This window comes from Kitasatospora sp. NPDC036934 (assembly GCF_055608425.1).
In genome coordinates this window covers 1-17,329 of record NZ_JBVJQR010000032.1, presented here as the reverse complement: position 1 = coordinate 17,329, position 17,329 = coordinate 1, and the positions used below count along the sequence as shown (strand labels likewise).

The window sequence follows — 17,329 nt, the reverse complement described above, 5'->3', positions numbered from 1 at the left end:
ACCGTGCAGACGGTGGTGGTCGCCGGACGGAGTTGAGAGATGCCGCCGGCGCCGCCGCCCGAGCAGCGGGGCTCCGCCCCGGGAGCGAGGGTGTCGGTGATCCGCAGGGCCGTCACGGGGGCTTCACCGTCGTTGCGCAGCTGGTAGCTCACCTGCACTTCGTCGCCGGTCTTCACCTCCGGGGCGCCAGGTCGACCGTCGACCGTCACCGACAGCACCAACTCACCGGTTCTCTGCTCACCGTACGGAAGGTCGGCGCCTGCAGCGGCCAACGGCAGGCTGGCGATCGACCCCACCAGCACCAGGCCGGCGACAGCCGCACAGAAAGACAGTTTCCAGCCAGGCATATGATCCAGTTATCGTCCGAAGGGTGACTCATGGCCTGCCGACACGCCTTCCGATGGCAACGGATCCATGCCGATCACCCGACAGGGGTAACGGCAGCCCCATGATCGTTGGCATTTCCGCATCGGTGAGCCGGACAGTCACGGCCAGAGCGAACCTGGCGGTGCGCGGCGGCGAACGCGACACCGAGGCGCTCGGCGGCCGGGTATTCGGGAACGCTGAGGCCGGCGTTCGCCGCACTGGGACCACGCCGACGGCGCCGACTACCGACAACTACTGCAGACCACTGCCGGCGGCGCCTCCGACCGGCTGTGCCAGGCCGAAGGGCTGGCCGACCTCGGCTTCGTCTCCACCACCACGATCCGACCCTCACCGCTCCCAGCCGCTGTGCCGCCTCAGCTAGCGGTACCTGAACGACCGGCTCCGGACGCCTGACCAAGCGGAGCACTCTCGACCGACCGCCATCCCATCAAGATCACCTCTACGAGAAGGGCGAGCGAGACGACGAAGCCGTAGTCGCCCCCGCCCTCCCCGAAGGCCGCTGACCGCTGACCGCTGACCGCTGACCGCTGACCGCTGACGCTTCCTCGGGAGCATGGGGTGTCACACGGCGCGGGCCAAGGCGCTCCGAAGCAGGGCGTCCGCGAGTTGCAGTGGCGACCGCTATCTCGGGTGAATCGCCGTTGTGGCAGGTCGGAGCTTGATCACCGTGTCAGGCAAGTCAGGCACGTTGCTCGACATCGGGTAGTGCGGGGAGCCGCCGACAGGGATCAGACCGTCGAGGACGTCGACGACGAACTTACTGATCGTCTCAGAATGGGCGTCGGGCGGTCATTCGTCCTGGAGCCGCTGGAGAATCTGGGTGAAGTCGCCGTCGTCGAGCAGGCCGGCCAGTACCTGCGTCATGTTGTCGATGCCGGGATCCCGAACGATGAGGCCGTCGGAGCACCAGAAGTAGCGGCCAGCCAGTGCCTCGCCAGTTCGGGACCACCTCTCCATGAGGCGTTCGACCTCTGCAACGGTGAACACGGTCGCGCTCCAGCGTGAGCCGTCCGCTGTCAGCCGGACCTCGACGTCGATGTTGCAGACGCTGTCCAGAGGCTCGCCCGCGCTGGGCAGGAACGACGCCTCGAAGTGATCCGTTCGGACGCGGTACCAGGGGCCGTCCCAGCCCTGGTCAGCGGTTTCGGTCCTGGTGTGGGTCATACAGGGGAGCATCTCCGGCCAGCCCGAAATGCTCAACTGGATTCTCTGGCACGCTTCAGCGTCGTGATCGCGAACCGTGTCCCCGCGAGCTCTGGGATCGAATAGCCCCACTGATGCCGGCGCGGCCCGTACGACGGCATCGCCGCCCCGGGCGGCTTCCAGTGCCGGACCGTGTCGCGCTGGCTGGCATCGTCTACGTCCTGCGCGAGGGCGTGGCCTGGCGGGACGCACCGGCTTCGGTCGTGGGTTGCTCCGGGGTGACGGCCTGGCGACGGCTGCGAGACTGGACCGAGGCGGGCCTCCGGCTCCGCCTGCAGGCCGCGTTGTTGAGCGAATTGCGCCGAGCAGACCTGCTGGACCTGGACGACTGCGCGGTGGACGGCTGGCACGTCCGGGCCCCCAAAGGGGGGATCACGTCGGCCCCTCGCCCGTCGATCGTACCCGGCCCGGCTCCAAGCACCACCTGATCGTCGATCGCCACGGCACCCCGCTGGCCGTCACACTCACCGGAGGCAACCGCCACGACGTCACCCAACTCCTACCACTGCTGGACGCGGTCCCACCGATCCGGGGCCTGCGCGGGCGGCCCCGCCACCGGCCCCGCCGCCTGTACGCCGACCGGGGCTACGACTTCGACAGGTACCGCCGCCAGCTGTGGAAGCGCGGGATCAAGCCGCTGATCGCCAGACGCGGCATCGCCCACGGCTCCGGTCTCGGCAAAGTGCGCTGGGTCGTAGAGCGCGCGTTCGCCCGGCTCCACCAGTTCAAGCGCCTCCGCATCCGCTACGAGCGACGCGCCGACCTCCACCAGGGACTCCTCGAACTCGCCTGCTCAATCATCTGCCTGCGGCGGCTCTCGCGATCATTCTGAAACGATCAGTACGTCCAAGTCGGCCGAGCACGGCCTGCCGTTCTCGACCCGAAGACCTGGAAGGCCTCCCGCGACCCCGACTACGCGGCCAAGAGGGCTCGCGTCGAACACCCCTACGCGATCGCCGACGGCGAGGTCATACCCGAGGAAGGCGAGCCCGAAGTCGTCTTCTGGATAGACGAGTTCGGCCCACTCGACCTCCAGCCCCGCCCCGGCCGGCAGTGGGCCGAACACAGCGGCAGACACGAGGACCCCGACCGCGAGCCCAGACCCCGCCGACGGGCGACCTACACCCGCCCGCACGGGGTGCGGCACCTGTTCGCCGCCTACGACCTGGGCGAGGACCAGCTCTACGGCCACATCAAGAAAACCAAGAGCCGGTCCAAGTTCCTGGAGTTCTGCCGCTGCCTATACCTACGCTCGCTCCACCCGGCGGACGTGCGCATCGCCGTCGTCTGCGACAACTACTCACCCCACCTGACCACGAAGCGGTGCCAGCGAGTCGAAACCCGAGCCGCGGCAAACAACGTGGAGATCGCCTACACCCCCCACCGACAGCTCCTGGCTCAACCGGATCGAGGCCCAGTTCACCGCCCTGCGCTACTTCGCCCTCGACGGCACCGACCACGCCGGCTTCGAACTCGTCTCGCGAGTCGTCGTTCAGCACCGTGTGCGTCTCAGGTGACGGCTGCTCGGCGATGGCCGGGCCCGCCCGTCACTCGAGGCCTTCGATGATGCGGAGGTCGCGCTCGAAGCCGTCGGGGAGGGCCGCCAGCGCCTTCTGGTACGCCTCGCTCTCGTATGCCGCGACGGCCTGTTCAAAGCTGTCGAACTCGATCAGAACGGCGCGTTGCGTGATTCCGGCCTCGCGGGCGACGACTCGAGCGCCACGGGACAGGAGGCGCCCGCCCCCGGCCCGGACAGCCGGACCGGCCAGCCTGTCGTAGGCAGTCAGCCTCTCAGGGTCGGAAATGGCGGGGTAGACACTGACCCAGTAGCCCTTGGCCATGGAATCCTCCTGTGTTCGGCCGGACAAGGTCCGACGTCGAATTGACACTCAGATCGATCGATCCCGGCATGCGCAGGCTAGGGCTTGATGTGCGCTCGAGGGAAAGACCGGTACGGAATAGACTCAGAACGGATCGTTATCAATCGGCAGGGAGGGCACGTGGCGCCGGATACGGTGAGCCTGCGGTACTTCCTGGTGCTGGCACAGGAGTTGAACTTCACCCGCGCGGCCGCACAGATCGGTATCGCACAGCCCGCACTCAGCGCCCGGATACGCCGGTTGGAGGCGGAACTCGGCACGGCCCTGCTGGCCCGCAACACGCGTAGCGTCGTATTGACCGCGGCCGGTGCGGCGTTGGCGGAGTCCGCGCCGCCCGCGCTGGCGTCGCTGGACCGGGCGTGGGACACCGCCCGGAGCGCGGCGGCCGGTGAACTGGGCACCCTGCGCATCGGATACAGCCTCAGCGCCGGAGCCGAGACGGCACCCGCCCTGGTGGACAGGCTGATTCGCGACAACACCGGACTCAAGGTCGGCGCGGTCCCGATGGCGACACCGGAGATCTCCCCCGCGGTCGCCGACGGCCGCATCGATGCCGGGATCACCCGCGGTGAACAGCCGGGCCGTGGCGTGCGCCGGTTCCTGCTGCGGCGTGCACGCATCGGGGTCCAGCTGGCGCAACACCATCCGCTGGCCGAACACTCGGAGATCGAGGTCGCCGACGCAGCCGCGTACCCGCTGCGCCTCCCGGACCGTGCGGCCAACCCCGTGATCCACGATCAGCTGTCCGCACTGTTCCGAGACACCCGACCACGGCCCCGATTCCACACGTCCGCAGTCGCTTTCGACATGTCCCAGCGCGACCTGCGCGACGGGGTCACCCTCGCCCCGGCCGGAGAAGCCGCGGCCACGGCACAACCGGCCGGTCTCACCTGGCGACCGCTGCGGGGCGCACCCAGCCTGACGATCCACCTCGTCCTCCCACGCGAGCAGTCGCCACTGCACCGGCGCATCCGTGCCGCCGCCAAAACCCTGGCGCACGAGCTGCACTGGCTGCCGGACTGACGCACAAGCGGTCGAGCGAGCCGGACGCCTGCGGTGGCGAGGCCGAGACCGGAGTCCGGCGGACTTGCCGAATGTCCGACACGACCTCGCTACGCCGGCAGATCAGCATCCGATGACGGCCCGGATTCGGTCCGAGTCGTACACCGCGGCGACGTCCTTGCCCAGCCCGAGATCTCGACGGATGCCGCGCCTTCGCCGACACCGAACCGGACGAGCACGGACAACCGGCGGGAACACCCGCCGTCAACGGCGTCCATGGCGTCGGTCAGTGCTTAACACCAACCACCGTTCCATTGCTCCCCAAGGCCGGGAGCAGACACGCGTGGCGCGGCTGCCCCCTTTCGGTGCGTGAGGCGACGGGGGCCCTGGACCGAGAGCCACAGCCCCGGGACAGTGAAGCTCGCAGTGATCGGGTTCCTTGGGCCTCCGAGGCGCTCACCCGAAGATCGCCCGCGGCTCACCGGTGAACCACACATTGTCGATCCGCACCCGGTGCATCAGCCAGCGCTCACCGTCACGGTGCAGCTCGACGTCGTAGCGGTTCTTGAGCAGCGCGCGCGTCGCGGGGGCGGCGGTCAGCAGGTGCTGCGCCTCGACGAGGCCGGTGAGCCGGGCCCGGTCGCCGGCCACGGTGATACGGGGGTTGGTGACCTGATGGGTGGTGGCCACCCGCCCGGCGAACATGCCGAGGATGGTCGTCACGATGTGGTCCCGGCCGACCATCACCGGTGGCTCGGCGCCCCATGCGGCGGCCGCGGGGCGGAAGTCCAGTTCGGCGTCCGGAGTGAAGGAGGAGGCGAAGAGCTCGCGGTCGTGGAGGTCCTGGCCGAGGCCGAAGCGGAGAAGGGCGTCCATGATCTCCGTCCGGTCGCGCAGCTCGGCGGCGACGGCGGCCGGGTCGGAGGCGGGTGCGGCGAGGGCGCGGTCAGTGGTGACGTACACGGTGAAACTCCCGGTTGGGTGGTTGTCGTTGGGCGATGGGTCCACCCTCCCGTCGGAGCGGTCGGACGATCAATGAGAGGCTGCGCAACGATCGTGAAGCGAAGATTAACGATGTAGCTGGAGAGAGGCGGTACGGATGCTGGAGCGGCACGAAATCGAGGCATTCCTGGCGCTCGCCGAGGAACTGCACTTCGGGCGGACGGCTGAGCGGCTGCACGTCTCCACCGCACGGATCAGCCAGACCGTACGGAAGCTGGAACGCCGTGTCGGCGCACCGCTGTTCGTCCGGACGAGCCGCCGGGTGGAGCCGACCGCGCTCGGGGCGCAGCTGGCGCAAGAGCTGCGGCCCGCGTGGGAGGCGGTAGGCGCCGCCGTCCGACGGGTCGCCGACGCCGGGCACGGCCGCGCCGGAACACTGCGGGTGGCGTTCGCGGGCCCGGCGGCCGGGCAGTTGCTCGTCGGCGTCGCGGAGCGGTTCCGGGAACGGCTGCCCGGCTGGGAGGCGGTGCTCCGGGAGGCCGAACTCGTCGACCGCATAGGCCTGCTGCGCGCGGGCGAGGTGGACGTGGTGTTCGCGGAGTACCCGTTGTGCGAGCCCGATCTGGTGGCGGGTCCGGTCCTGGTGAGTGAGCCCCGGATGATCGCCTTGCCCGCCGGTCACCCGCTCGCGCAGCAGGACTCCGTCACACTGGAGGAGCTGGCCGGGATCCCGCTCGTCCAACTTCCCTCCGCCGTACCGGAGTCCTTCCGTGCCGACCGCACCCCGATGCGGACGCCGACCGGCCGACCGATCCCATCCGGCCCGGAGGGCGGCACGCTGAACGAGATCCTGACCCTCGTCGGCACAGGCCGGGCCGGCTTCCCGCTCGGCGCCCAGGCCCGCCGCTACCACCCCCGCCCCGATGTCGCCTACCGCCCGCTGGCCGACGCGCCCCCGGTGCAGTGGGGCCTGCTCCACCACCGTGACCGCGCGACGCCCGCCACGGAGGCGTTCAGCCAAGCGGCCCAAGACCTCGTGGGCGCCGAGGGTTAGCCTCGCCCTGCCCGAAGCCCGGCCTCACCCGTCGAGCAGGTCACCCCGGCATGACGACCCCGGCCCAGGCGCGAAAACCACTGGTCACCCAAGCGGTCATGCGGGATGCTGCCGGGCGTGATCGGCCGCGAGTACGCGCCAGGCGCACAGCCCAGGAGGACCTGGACCGCAGTTACGCGGGACGGCTGGCGGTGTCCGGGGTCGAGGAGCACGAACTGGTCTGGGTCGTCCAGACCGAGGAGTACCTCCGAACCCGGGCCCCGGGGCAGCTTGAGGAGCTCCATGACCGCTACTGACAGCGTCTCGGTCTGGCTGCGCGTACGCCGCGAGGTCGACTGGCAATGTGCACCGGCCCTACAGCGGTCCCACCCGACCGTGATGGGTTCCGATCGTGGTGCGATGGGACGCGCGACGGTCACCTTGGGTTCGGCGGCCGGGTCGGTGCTCGACTGGCGGTGGTTGCCGATGATGTCGTTCACGGGATCGTTGTCGGTGGCGATGTAGCCGCGTACGACGACGATGCCCCGGTCTCCCCGTGACGGGCCGGGCTCTCAGGGCTTCAAGAGCAGAGACGCCTGCCCGCCGAGGTGCGTCAGGTCGGAGTGCCGGCAAGGCGGTAGGGGTCGGCACGGTCGCGATGACGGTGTCACCGGTCAGGGGATGAACTGCGCCCCGAGCAGGCCTCGGCCGGCGTCGGCAGCAGCGCGCCAGACCGGCGGTACCCCGTCGAGGAGGGTGTCGATGTCCTCCTGGTCGCCCTCGGGGTGGAGAGCGGCGGCGAGCAGCTGCCCGGCCTGGTCCCGGGTACGGGTGGTCCAGGTGAAGGCCCGTTCGACGGCGGGGAGGGCCTGGCGGACCTGATCGGGAGTGAGGACGAGGTCTCCGAACCAGCCGGGCAGTCCGGCGTGGCGCTCGGGTCCGAGGGCGAAGGCCATGGCGGCTGCCGGGTAGGCCTTGCGGGCGGCGACCGCGAGGTGGGGCAGGGCCTCGTCGTGGCCGCGTTCCCAGGCCTCGTAGACGAGGCAGATCCTCTCGTCCAGTGCGGACGGGCCGGCAGCGTCGAGGAACCGGTGCATGCTCGCCTCGGAACTGCCCGCCTGCTGCCACCACCGGAGGAGGTCCCTGGACGCCGGGAGCGCGGCCTCGGCCTCGACCGCCGGGGCTAGGTCCTCCCAGTAGTGCGTGATGGTGTCGGCGTCCATGGGCACCAGGCACCACATCCCCAGGAAGCTCACGACGAATCCCCTCCTCCTCGGATCTCCCCGTCCCCGGGCGGTCGCGTCCAGGAGCGGGTGGTGAACGTGTGCAGCCGCCCGTTCGTGAGCGCGTGGCGTGGCAGGCGGACACCGAACTCGGCGGTCACGGCCTCCAGCAGCGAGCGCTCCGCCCCGGTGCCCTGACCCTGGGAGCCGAAGAACCGTTCCGGGTCCAACGCCCGTGGTATCCGCCCGGTTCGGCGGATCTCTCCGCCCGCGTACGTGAAGGCGTACTGCTCGGCGCCGTCCTGCGCCACGGAGAGGTGGAAGAACGGTTCCCCGTGCGAGGTCCTCAGGCCGCTCCACACGACCACCGCGCGGGCGCCCTCGCCGGCGGCAGCAGCAGCGGCGGCAGCGACCGGGGAGACGAACCGCTGCGGGTCGAAGCGCCGCGGGGCGAAGTGCGCGGGGTCGCTCTCGAAGGCGAAGCTCCAACGGGCACCCGCCCGGCCGACCGCCATGAGGGCCTTGCCGTCGACGGGCGACAAGACCGTCCCCCCGCCGAGCGATCGGCGGTGCGCTTCGTCGGAGGTCATGGGATCGTTCAGCGCCGCCTCGTCCCCGTCCGCGAGGCGTCCGGGCAGGTCCGCCGGTTCCACACCTTCGACCAGGACGAACCGGTAGGACGTGAGGTTGTGTCGGGCGTCCGGGTCCGCGAGCCACGCCAGACCGTCCGGGTCGAGGTCGGCCGAGCGGAACGGCGCCTCTCCCGGCTGACCGCCCCTGGGGGTGGACAGCAGCTCGCGGCCCCGTTCCGGGGTCAGCAGCGGCCCGAGCAGGGGGTCGGCCACCCACCCCAGGGGCGCCAGGTGGTCGGGGCCCAGCGGCTGCCAGGCCGGCAGGGCGTCCATCAGCGTCCGCCACGCCCCGTCGGTGTCGCCCCACCGTGCCGACTGCCTCGCCCGTTCGACCGCTTCCCCGAACGGTCCGACCGCCGTGTACCGGTACGTGCCGTTGCGCACCTGCTCCAGCGTCGCGTAGGCCAGCGACACCACGTCGTCCCCGGCTCCCCGCAGGTGGAACATCAGCGTGGCGTCGTCCCGGTACGAGTGCGCCGCGTGCTCGGCGACAAGCGCCGGAAGCAGCTCGGGCGCGTACCGCGGGTCGGTCACCACGCCCTCGAAGTACACCATGTACGTCCGTCCGAGCAGACGGCGTATCTGGTCCCCCAGCCCGGCGGCACGCGGCCTGCCGTACTCCTTCGCCTCGTCGAGCGCCTGCCCGGCCCGTTCCCAGTCGCCGCGCAGCGCCTCCAGCCGGGCCCGCTCCACCCGGGCGTCCAGCTCCCGCGTCAGGTCGTTGGCGAACTCCGGCTCCCCGTCGGTACGGTGGGCCCGCAGGCTGTGGAACTCCCGGTGCATGTCCCGCATGAACTCGACGAAGTTCGCGTACCGCTCGGGCGGCGCGGCCCGCCAGCTCGCCCACGTGTACACGGCCCACTCGCCGTCCTCGTCCACGTCCTCGGGATCCAGCAGGACGTGGGTGATGTCGGACTCGACGTCGAGCTGGAGCCCGCGCCGCCAGATACCCGCCTCCCGCCACTCGGCCTCGTCGGCGTCGTCGTCCAGGTACTCCTCGAACAGGTCCGCGAGCCCGGACTCGTTGCCGTGCCAGCGCGCGTCCGCCGTGCCCGCCAGCAGCCCGATGAACTCGCCGGCGTGCCGCCACCCGTCGGTGACCTTGAGGAACTCCCGGTACGACGGGGGCATCCGCCGACCGAGGCGCTCCTCCATGGCCGCGATCCGCTCCTCGGACGCCGGCGGGAACCCCAGCCACCGCGCCCGCCGGGCCGCCTCGTCCTCCTCACGTCGCGTCCCGTCATCGGACGGCAGGGCGTCTGACCACTCCCCGCTCCACCCGAGCAGGAACGGCCGCCAGTCGAACGGTGTCGCATTCGTCATGGGCCCGATGCTGCCAGCCGTCACTGACACCGCTCCGTGCTGCCGGGCGGCACAGGCGGCTGCGCCGCGAACGGGCGGGCATACTGACGCCGTGCCAACCGCCGAGGACCCCCACCAGCCGACGAGGGGACGACACCTCACCTCCTGGATGCTTCGTGTCTACCAGGCGTTCCAGAGCCCACCGTGCCGGTGGTGGACCGGAGGGAGGACTGCGCCGTCGACGTCGTGGCCGGCGTGGTGCGGTCCACGGATCCGCTGGGCGCCGAGTCGGCCCTGGAGCCGGGCCCTGCCCTCAGCCGTGGCGATCTCGACGGAGAACGAGCCCTTCCTGCAGTGGAGCACCATCCACTGCAGGAGGTGATCCGACGCCGCGTCTTCTTGGGGACGGGGCGGCGGCCTTCGCGCACGGCCCGGGCCAGTTCGGCGTGCGGGTAGCGCAGGTCGTACAGGGACATGGACTCCGATGCGCCGTCTCGGGCGTGAAGTCGTAAGGGGGTCGTGCGGACGGTTCGGGACATCAAGAGCCTCCGTAAGGCCCGCCGGGCTCTCCGGAGGCTCCTACGGCGGGTGCGCATCGGTCAGCACGGTTCAATCCCCTCGGCGGTCGGACGATCCACCCTGCGGCAGGGTAGCCGCGCGGAGGTGTGAGCGCCCGGATCTTTCGCTCGCCCACATGACGAGACCGAACCCCTCCAGGCCCCTCCCCGGGGCTGCGGCCGGAGCTGACTTCGCAGAGCATCAGCGGCTCAGAGCAACGCCGCCACCGGCTCCATGCTGGTCGGTGCGGGCGACGCAGGCCCGAGTCCTGCCGAGCGGAGACGGTGGGGACACCCCGCCCCTCCGATCGGCGGGGCTCGCCCGCTTCAGGGCGGACCGGCGCTCGCGCACACCCCACGGCCCCGCGCATTCAACACACACAAAAGATAAAAGAATCCAAAAGCACTGGTAAAGTTCGTGCCCGCGCCGCGGCTGGGAGACCGTGGCCGTCACCAGGGGGTACCACCGCCGCCCCATTCCGCAGAATCGCCACCGTGGCGGGTGCCGCTCTTCTCGCGCCCGGTCAGGCGGCGGCGTCCGCCCGTTCCACCGCGGAGAGGTGACGGCGCTCCACCGGGGGCAGGCATCCCACCGGCAAAAGGCGTTCCACCGGAAACAGGAGACAGTCCATGGCTGACGAGATGGTTCGTCTGGCTCAGAAGTTCATCAACACCACCTACGACAGCGGCGCCCTGCTCGGCATATCGAAGCTGGAGGAGACCGGCCGGACCGGCTGGCCGACGATGTACGCGCTGACCCGCGCGCTCCAGTACGAGATGGGCATCACCGCGCTCTCGAACTCCTTCGGCCCGACCACCCTCTCGACCCTCCAGGCCAAGTACCCGAAGCTGGACGAATCGAGCGTCCCGTCCGCGAACTTCTGCCGGATCATCCAGTCCGCCCTCTACTGCAAGGGCTACGACGGCGGCGAGATCGACGGCAAGTACAACGACCGGGTCAAGGCAGCCGTCGCCAGGCTGAAGACCCACATGGGCCTGGACGCGGTGTTCCCGGGCACTTCCCTCGAACCGAAGGTCGTCAAGGGCCTGCTCACCATGGACGCGTACGTCACCGTCAGCGGCGGTACGGACGGCATCCGGGCCATCCAGCGGTGGCTGAACGGCCGGTACGTCAACCGCAAGGACTTCTTCGTCATCCCCTGCGACGGGAACCACTCCCGGGACGTCGCGAGGTCCATGCTGCTGGCGATCCAGTACGAGCTGGGCATGGCCGACGGCACCGCGAACGGCGCCTTCGGCCCCGGCACCCAGGCGGGGCTGAAGACCCACACCGTCTCGCTCGGCGCCACCGGCACCTGGCCGGCGCTGTTCACGGCGGCGATGGTCCTCAACAAGCGGGACGTCCCCTTCGGTGACTTCACCGCCGCGGTGAGGAGCGGCGTCGAGGCGTTCCAGTCCTTCGTGAAGCTGCCGGTCACCGGCGCGGGCGACTTCCAGACCTGGGCCTCGCTGCTGGTCTCCTACGGCGACCAGAGCCGTTGGGGCGCGGCCTGCGACGGCGTCACGAAGATCACTCCGGCCCGCGCGCAGGCGCTCAAGGACGCCGGCTACCAGTACATCGGGCGCTACCTCTCCAATGCCTCGACCACCAGCCTGCCGGAGAAGCAGATCCAGCCGGGCGAGCTGGCCACCATCAAGCAGTACGGCCTGCGCTGCTTCCCGATCTACCAGACCTGGAGCCGGTCGGCGAACTACTTCAGCTACCCCCAGGGCAACAGCGACGCCTTCCGGGCGGTCGAGTGGGCCCGCTTCCACGGCTTCAAGCCCGGCACGACCATCTACTTCGCCGTCGACTACGACGCCATGGACGGCGAGGTGACCGAGTTCGTCATCCCGCACTTCCGGGGCGTCCACCACACGATCAGCGAGAACTCCCCCTACCGGGTGGGCATCTACGGGCCGCGCAACGTCTGCCAGCGGGTCGCCGACGCCGGCTTCGCGGAGACCAGCTTCGTCTCCGACATGTCCAGCGGCTTCTCCGGCAACCTCGGCTACCCGATGCCGAGCAACTGGGCGTTCGACCAGATCGCCACCATCACCGTCGGCTCGGGCGCGGGCGCCATCGAGATCGACAACAACATCGCCTCCGGCCGGGACACCGGCCAGGGCGACTTCGACCCGGGCGTCCCCAGCGTCGCCGGGCTCGACGTCGACCTGGACAAGACCGCCTACCGCGACCCGATGCTCCGCGACGTGCAGAACTACCTCACCTCGATCGGTGTCCCGGAGACCGGCGGCTCCGGCTGGACCGACGACGACTGGGTCACCATCGGCGGGATCTCCACCACCAAGGCCTTCGACCTGGTGCTCAGCGCGGACTGGCTGTTCACCGCGCTGGCGCGGGAGTTGAAGCTGCGCAAGGCCCTGATCCAGGCCCCCGTCCTGTGGGAGCTGCGCAAGCTCAACCCGCTCGACCCGCTCGCCGACGCCGCCGTCCGCAACGGCGTCACGGAGGACTGCAGCACCGGCTGGGGCCAGATCTTCGCCCGGGTCGCCATCGCCGCCCGCAACTACTGCCTCAAGGAAGGCCTGATCAACGGCTCCCCTCTGGCCGAACCCAACCTGCGGGAGGTCTGGGACAAGCTGCAGGACCCGGCCTACAACATCCGCTCGGTCGCCTACCTGACGGTCTACAACTCCCACCAGCTCAAGATCGCCCCGCCGAGCCTGACCACCAGCCAGGCCGACACCCAGGCCCTGCTGGCCCGGTACAACGGCCTCGGCGAGGACGCCCAGAAGTACGGCCGCGAGCTGATCGGCCTGTACAACGTGCTGGAGAGCTACAACCTGCTGTCCCGCACCAAGTGAGCACCCGTACGCCGGCGGGCGCCGCACGGACCCGGAGCTACTCGCCCACCGCCGCCGCCGTGAACCTCCTGCTGGGGGTGCCCGGCGTCGTACCCGTCTGGCTGCTCTACCACTTCGCCACCAACTGGCCGCTCGCCGCGCTCGGTTGGACCAGTCGCGAGCCGACGGAGAACGACGGCATCGTGCCGTGGCTGATGCTGCCCGGCCCGCTCGTGCTCGGCGCCACGATCCTCTGGTGCCTCGCCAACCGGGCCGTCCGGCGGCGCACCGCCCCGCACGGCCGCCGCGCTGTGTACTGGCCGGCCAGCGTCCTGCTGACCCTGGTGCCCACGTTCGTGCTGATCATCGTCCTGTAGGAGAAGAAGAGATGGAAGACGTGCAGACCGGAATCACCCGGCGGACCGCGGTCAGGAGCGCCGCCGCCATCGGCACGGCGGTGGCCGCGGCCGCGCTGCTCCCGGGCATCGCCTCGGCGGCTCCGAACCCCTCCCCGAAGACGGCCGAACTCCCCGAGCTGAAGCTCCCCACCAGCGCCAACGGCTGGACGATCGAGAAGGAGGCGAACCACGTCTCCACCGTCTGGACCCGCCAGGTGGCCGGCACCGGGCTGTCGGTGGACGTCCGGATCGGCGACGTCGAGGAGATCCTCGTCCACCTGATCCGGCGCTTCCACTACGAGGTGGAGGAACTCCCGAGCGGTGACCTGCTCGGCTGGCAGGAGATCGACGGCCTGCGCGCGAAGTCGCCGGAGTCGAACCTCGCCTCCGGAACCGCGGTGCGCATCCGCCCCGGCGCCTCGGCGAAGGGCGGGCTCTTCGCCTACCAGGAACTGGTACTGCGGGACATCCTCGCCGACTGCCGGGGAGTCGTGCGCTGGGGCGGCGACGACGACGAGGTGGACGAGTCGCTGTTCTACATCGCCCTCGGCCCCGACGACCGCCGGGTGAACCGCCTCGCCGACCGGCTACGCGCCTGGGGCGCCCGCCCCGGCGAGGGCGCGGGCACACCGGTCGACGTCCTGTCCCCGGGCCGCCGCACCGAGGCAACCAGCCTGGCCCGCGCCCAACGCGCCTCCTGACCGGCCGGCGGAGGACCGGAGTTCGCCCGGTGCGGCGCGTTCGCAGCGCCCCACCGGGCGAACGGGCGGCGACGCGATCCAGGGGTGTTAGGCAGGCCCAGTCGACCGTCGCGTCCTCGACCTGCGGCTGGCCCCCGAGAGCCGGGCAGCGACGTCGGTGGCGTAGCCCCTCGCCGGTATGGCCACCGCCTTGCGCGAGGACCAGCATGCGGTCGCCCGGGGAATCACCGCCCCTGACGACTCCGTCGTCCACGCAGGCCGTATCTCCGACGTGAAGCTCCCGAAATGCATCATGGCGGGTGTCCTGTCTCACGGAGTCCGACGGGTTCACGGAACGTCGACCGGCCGGTCCTGATGGCACGCGCGACACGGCCTGACCATGCCTACGCGCGGCCCTGCACGATGATCTTTCCGGTGTTCTTGCCGTGCAGCATGCCCAGGAATGCGTCCACGATGTTCTCGAATCCGTCCACCACCGTCTGGTCCAGCGCGAGCCGGCCGCTCTGCAGATGGGGGACCGCGAAGGCGTACAGCTCGTCCTGCAGGTCGCGGTAGTTGCTGACCAGGAAGCCCTCCATGCGAAGGCTCTTCTCCACGATGTCCGAGTAGTTGACGTTCGGCGGCGGCGCGTCCGGGTTGTTGTAGCGGCTGATGGTGCCGATCCGAACGATGCGCCCGAACTCGCGCAGTGCGCCGACCGCGGCGGCCAGTTGCTCGCCGCCGACGTTGTCGACGAAGACATCGATGCCGTCCGGTGCGGCCTGGGCGAGCAGTTCGGCGGTGGGGCCGTCGTGATAGTCGAACGCGGCGTCGTAGCCCACCTCCCGGGTCAGGTGGTCGACCTTGGCCGCCGAGCCCGCGCTGCCCACGAGCCGGCCTGCGCCCAGCAGCCGGGCGAACCGGCCGGTGGCCGTGCCGACGCCGCCGCCCGCGGCGGAGACGAAGAGGTCATCGCCCTCGCGGAGCCGGGCGATGCGGGTGAGGCCCACGTAGGCGGTCAGTCCGGTACCGCCGAGAACGCTCAGGTAGGCCGACAGTGGGACCCCTTCGAAGCGGGGGAGCTTGCGGATCTCTTCGGGCCGGACGACGGAGTGCGTGCGCCAGCCCTGCCGGTGGAACACGACCTCCCCTTCGGTCAACTCCGGCGTCCGTGAGGCGACGACGCGCCCGAGCGTGCGGCCCTCGAGCGGTGCGTGGAGCACGAAGCCGCCGGGCACGTCGTCCATCATCTCGCGGTGGTAGGGGTCGACGGACCAGTAGAGGTTCTGCACGAGCGCGGTGCCGACCGCAGGATCCGGTATCCGGGACTCGACGAAGGCGAAATCCCCGGTGGTGGGGAAACCGCGGGGGCGGGCGGTCTGCTGGACGGTGATCGCGTTCTCGGTCATGACGGGACCGTAGAACGGCACGGGCCCCTCGGGCAGCTGGTTAGGCTCATGCGATGCTCCGTTCCATGAGCAGTTCTCATACCTGAGGTGAACGCCCCGTGGCCCGCACGACCGACTCCGATCTCGCTCCGCACGAACTGCGCGTCCTGGTGGCGGTCGCGGACGCCGGTGGCTTCTCGGCCGGGGCCGAGAAGCTCGGCCTGACACAGTCCGCGGTCTCCCACTCCGTACGCGGCAGCGAGCGCAAGGTCGGCACCGTTCTCTTCGAACGCGGCCGCAGCGGTGCCAGGCCCACTCCGGCGGGAGACAAGGCCGTGGCGCATGCCCGCCGCATCCTGCGGCTGCTGGACCTGCTGACCGCCGAAGCGCGAGAAGCCGCCCGCTCCGGGGCGACACAGGAGCCAACGGGCCCGCTGCGGATCGCCGCCTTCCGCAGCACCGCGCTGCACCTGCTGCCGCCGGTCCTGCAGCGGCTGCGCGCACGGCATCCCGGGATCGAGCCGCAGGTACGGATCGTCCGCGAGCTCGGGCGCGGCACGGCGGGCGAGGTGGCCGACGGACGGTCGGACCTCGCCATCGCCACCCTGGACGGAGCACGGTTCCCGGCGGGGCTGGTGGCGAACGAACTCTTCGAAGAGAACTACTCCCTGGTGCATCCGGCGGGACACCCCGCTCCGCGCTCACTGCCGCTGATCGACTGGGACGAGAACTGCGGCTCGTACACCCGCGCCTGGTGGGACGCACAGGACTGGATCCCGAGCGCCACGATCGAGGCCGAGGACGACGGAGCAGTGCTCTCACTCGTGAGCGGGGGGCACGGAATGGCGATCATGCCCGCGCTCTCCCTGGTCGGAGCACCAGACTCGATCGAGATCACCGATCTCGGTCCGGAGCGCCCGACACGCCGCGTCGGCTACGTGACCACCCCGGAACTCCTCGCCTCCGCCTCCGTGCGCGCCCTGGTCCGGGAGCTGCGGGCGACCGACACCCCCCACTGACGGGCAGGCTCCGGCGAGACCAGGCAGGGGAAACGGGCCGGTCGAAAGACCGGAACCGCGCCCCGGGCCGACTTCACCAACGGGACGCGCCGGAGTCCCACTTCCGCGCCATCGAGTCGTACCGATCGCCCGCCTACGCCGCCGTTACCGCACTTGAGCGCTACCGAACTCGGGGACGTGATGTCAGGCTGCCCCCGACCGGGGGCGGACCTCGATCGCAGCCTCTTCAGCGGCTGGAGCGAGCGCTACCAGGCAGGGCGCTGGTCCTGACGTTCCGTCGAGAATCCGGTTGGCACGGCCGTTTCCGTCCGCCACAACAGGCCCGGGTCGGGAGGGAACTCGTCCGTTGCCGGTGCCGGAGGATGCAGACGCCGGTGGCCGGGAATCCGTACCTCGACCAGCGCCCCGTCCCGCATCATCCACAGCCCGAAGCAGTCGTCCTCCTCGTCATGGATCAGCACCTGCACGCTCTCCGGATGCGGCCACTCCAGGGACTCCAGGTGCCGAAGCAGCCCCGAACGAGGACGCACCCGGTTGAACTCGATCATCCACCCGTCAGCGAACATGGCGAGCTGCTCGAAGTGGCCGTCCCAGCTGCGCGAGTCGTCCTGCCTGGTCAGCGGCTCCATCACCTCCTCCGCGAACTGCGCCAGCACGATCACCTGTGCGATTCTGCTCATGGCGAAGTATCGGCGCAGCCCGCGGGCCGACTGCAACCGAATTAAGGGATGTCAGGCAGCCGAGCGACACGTTGAGCGGCGCTGCCGCCGGGATGGCTGCCGTCCCCGCCCCGCCACCGGATGCCTGAGGTGACGCCTACGGGTGGGTGTTCTTGACCGTGGGCTGGGTCTTCTGGTTGTAGATCTCCTTGCCGT

The 17,329-nt window shown here is 70.4% G+C and carries 17 protein-coding genes and 1 pseudogene; 10 read left to right on the top strand and 8 right to left on the bottom strand.

What is annotated here, in order from left to right; translation table 11 throughout:
* Positions 1-1,176 precede the first annotated feature (1,176 nt).
* A complete protein-coding gene (locus ACZ7BZ_RS32860) occupies positions 1,177-1,551 on the bottom strand; it encodes a hypothetical protein (RefSeq protein WP_470361538.1) in 375 nt (124 codons plus the stop codon).
* A 113-nt stretch (positions 1,552-1,664) separates the two neighbouring features.
* On the opposite strand from ACZ7BZ_RS32860, the gene ACZ7BZ_RS32855 reads away from it, so the two are divergent.
* Both ACZ7BZ_RS32855 and ACZ7BZ_RS32850 read left to right on the top strand, forming a co-directional pair.
* A protein-coding gene (locus ACZ7BZ_RS32855) for an IS5 family transposase (RefSeq protein WP_470361537.1) occupies positions 1,665-2,422 on the top strand; the annotation gives its coding sequence in 2 pieces (ribosomal slippage) (positions 1,665-1,950 and positions 1,950-2,422; 759 coding nt in all).
* A gap of 51 nt (positions 2,423-2,473) precedes the next feature.
* Positions 2,474-3,050, top strand: a pseudogene (locus ACZ7BZ_RS32850) (transposase); the annotation flags it as partial.
* A gap of 87 nt (positions 3,051-3,137) precedes the next feature.
* Here ACZ7BZ_RS32850 and ACZ7BZ_RS32845 read toward each other — a convergent pair.
* A complete protein-coding gene (locus tag ACZ7BZ_RS32845) occupies positions 3,138-3,431 on the bottom strand; it encodes a DUF1330 domain-containing protein (protein ID WP_470361536.1) in 294 nt (97 codons plus the stop codon).
* A gap of 159 nt (positions 3,432-3,590) precedes the next feature.
* On the opposite strand from ACZ7BZ_RS32845, the gene ACZ7BZ_RS32840 reads away from it, so the two are divergent.
* Positions 3,591-4,493: a LysR family transcriptional regulator gene (locus ACZ7BZ_RS32840; RefSeq protein WP_470361535.1), complete on the top strand. Its 903-nt coding sequence runs from the start codon at positions 3,591-3,593 to the stop codon at positions 4,491-4,493.
* A gap of 435 nt (positions 4,494-4,928) precedes the next feature.
* On the opposite strand, the gene ACZ7BZ_RS32835 is transcribed toward ACZ7BZ_RS32840, so the two are convergent.
* A complete protein-coding gene (locus ACZ7BZ_RS32835; protein WP_470361534.1) occupies positions 4,929-5,435 on the bottom strand; it encodes a nuclear transport factor 2 family protein in 507 nt (168 codons plus the stop codon).
* 136 nt (positions 5,436-5,571) lie between these two features.
* Here ACZ7BZ_RS32835 and ACZ7BZ_RS32830 point away from each other — a divergent pair, with 136 nt between their 5' ends.
* The 3 genes from ACZ7BZ_RS32830 (at position 5,572) to ACZ7BZ_RS32820 (ending at position 6,972) form a co-directional block, all read left to right on the top strand.
* On the top strand, positions 5,572-6,468 hold the full coding sequence (locus ACZ7BZ_RS32830) for a LysR family transcriptional regulator (protein WP_470361533.1): 897 nt from the start codon (positions 5,572-5,574) through the stop codon (positions 6,466-6,468).
* A 98-nt stretch (positions 6,469-6,566) separates the two neighbouring features.
* Positions 6,567-6,764: a hypothetical protein gene (locus ACZ7BZ_RS32825; RefSeq protein WP_470361532.1), complete on the top strand. Its 198-nt coding sequence runs from the start codon at positions 6,567-6,569 to the stop codon at positions 6,762-6,764.
* Complete coding sequence (locus ACZ7BZ_RS32820) at positions 6,751-6,972, top strand: hypothetical protein (RefSeq protein WP_470361531.1); 222 nt, start codon at positions 6,751-6,753, stop codon at positions 6,970-6,972. Before ACZ7BZ_RS32825 ends, ACZ7BZ_RS32820 begins: the two co-directional genes overlap by 14 nt.
* Before the next feature lie 149 nt (positions 6,973-7,121).
* Here ACZ7BZ_RS32820 and ACZ7BZ_RS32815 read toward each other — a convergent pair whose 3' ends face one another.
* The 3 genes from ACZ7BZ_RS32815 to ACZ7BZ_RS32805 all read right to left on the bottom strand — a co-directional run bounded on the left by ACZ7BZ_RS32815 (position 7,122) and on the right by ACZ7BZ_RS32805 (position 9,970).
* Entirely contained in the window at positions 7,122-7,703 is a 582-nt protein-coding gene (locus ACZ7BZ_RS32815; protein ID WP_470361530.1) for a hypothetical protein, read from the bottom strand.
* Positions 7,700-9,625, bottom strand: coding sequence for an SMI1/KNR4 family protein (locus ACZ7BZ_RS32810; RefSeq protein WP_470361529.1), 1,926 nt, complete (start codon positions 9,623-9,625; stop codon positions 7,700-7,702). The genes ACZ7BZ_RS32815 and ACZ7BZ_RS32810 overlap by 4 nt, the downstream gene beginning before the upstream one ends.
* Before the next feature lie 159 nt (positions 9,626-9,784).
* Positions 9,785-9,970: a hypothetical protein gene (locus ACZ7BZ_RS32805; protein ID WP_470361528.1), complete on the bottom strand. Its 186-nt coding sequence runs from the start codon at positions 9,968-9,970 to the stop codon at positions 9,785-9,787.
* A gap of 821 nt (positions 9,971-10,791) precedes the next feature.
* On the opposite strand from ACZ7BZ_RS32805, the gene ACZ7BZ_RS32800 reads away from it, so the two are divergent.
* The 3 genes from ACZ7BZ_RS32800 to ACZ7BZ_RS32790 are packed head-to-tail and all read left to right on the top strand — an operon-like array spanning position 10,792 to position 14,068.
* The gene (locus ACZ7BZ_RS32800) at positions 10,792-12,990 is read left to right on the top strand and encodes a glycoside hydrolase domain-containing protein (RefSeq protein ID WP_470361527.1); all 2,199 of its coding nucleotides are present in this window, start codon (positions 10,792-10,794) and stop codon (positions 12,988-12,990) included.
* The gene (locus ACZ7BZ_RS32795; protein WP_470361526.1) at positions 12,987-13,346 is read left to right on the top strand and encodes a hypothetical protein; all 360 of its coding nucleotides are present in this window, start codon (positions 12,987-12,989) and stop codon (positions 13,344-13,346) included. The genes ACZ7BZ_RS32800 and ACZ7BZ_RS32795 overlap by 4 nt, the downstream gene beginning before the upstream one ends.
* A gap of 11 nt (positions 13,347-13,357) precedes the next feature.
* On the top strand, positions 13,358-14,068 hold the full coding sequence (locus tag ACZ7BZ_RS32790) for a hypothetical protein (RefSeq protein WP_470361525.1): 711 nt from the start codon (positions 13,358-13,360) through the stop codon (positions 14,066-14,068).
* A 383-nt stretch (positions 14,069-14,451) separates the two neighbouring features.
* Here the strand turns inward: ACZ7BZ_RS32790 and ACZ7BZ_RS32785 are convergent, their stop codons facing one another.
* The gene (locus ACZ7BZ_RS32785; RefSeq protein ID WP_470361524.1) at positions 14,452-15,456 is read right to left on the bottom strand and encodes a zinc-binding dehydrogenase; all 1,005 of its coding nucleotides are present in this window, start codon (positions 15,454-15,456) and stop codon (positions 14,452-14,454) included.
* Positions 15,457-15,554: 98 nt separating this feature from the next.
* On the opposite strand from ACZ7BZ_RS32785, the gene ACZ7BZ_RS32780 reads away from it, so the two are divergent.
* Entirely contained in the window at positions 15,555-16,454 is a 900-nt protein-coding gene (locus tag ACZ7BZ_RS32780; protein WP_470361523.1) for a LysR family transcriptional regulator, read from the top strand.
* A 245-nt stretch (positions 16,455-16,699) separates the two neighbouring features.
* Here ACZ7BZ_RS32780 and ACZ7BZ_RS32775 read toward each other — a convergent pair whose 3' ends face one another.
* The gene (locus ACZ7BZ_RS32775) at positions 16,700-17,116 is read right to left on the bottom strand and encodes a hypothetical protein (RefSeq protein ID WP_470361522.1); all 417 of its coding nucleotides are present in this window, start codon (positions 17,114-17,116) and stop codon (positions 16,700-16,702) included.
* Positions 17,117-17,329: the final 213 nt, after the last annotated feature.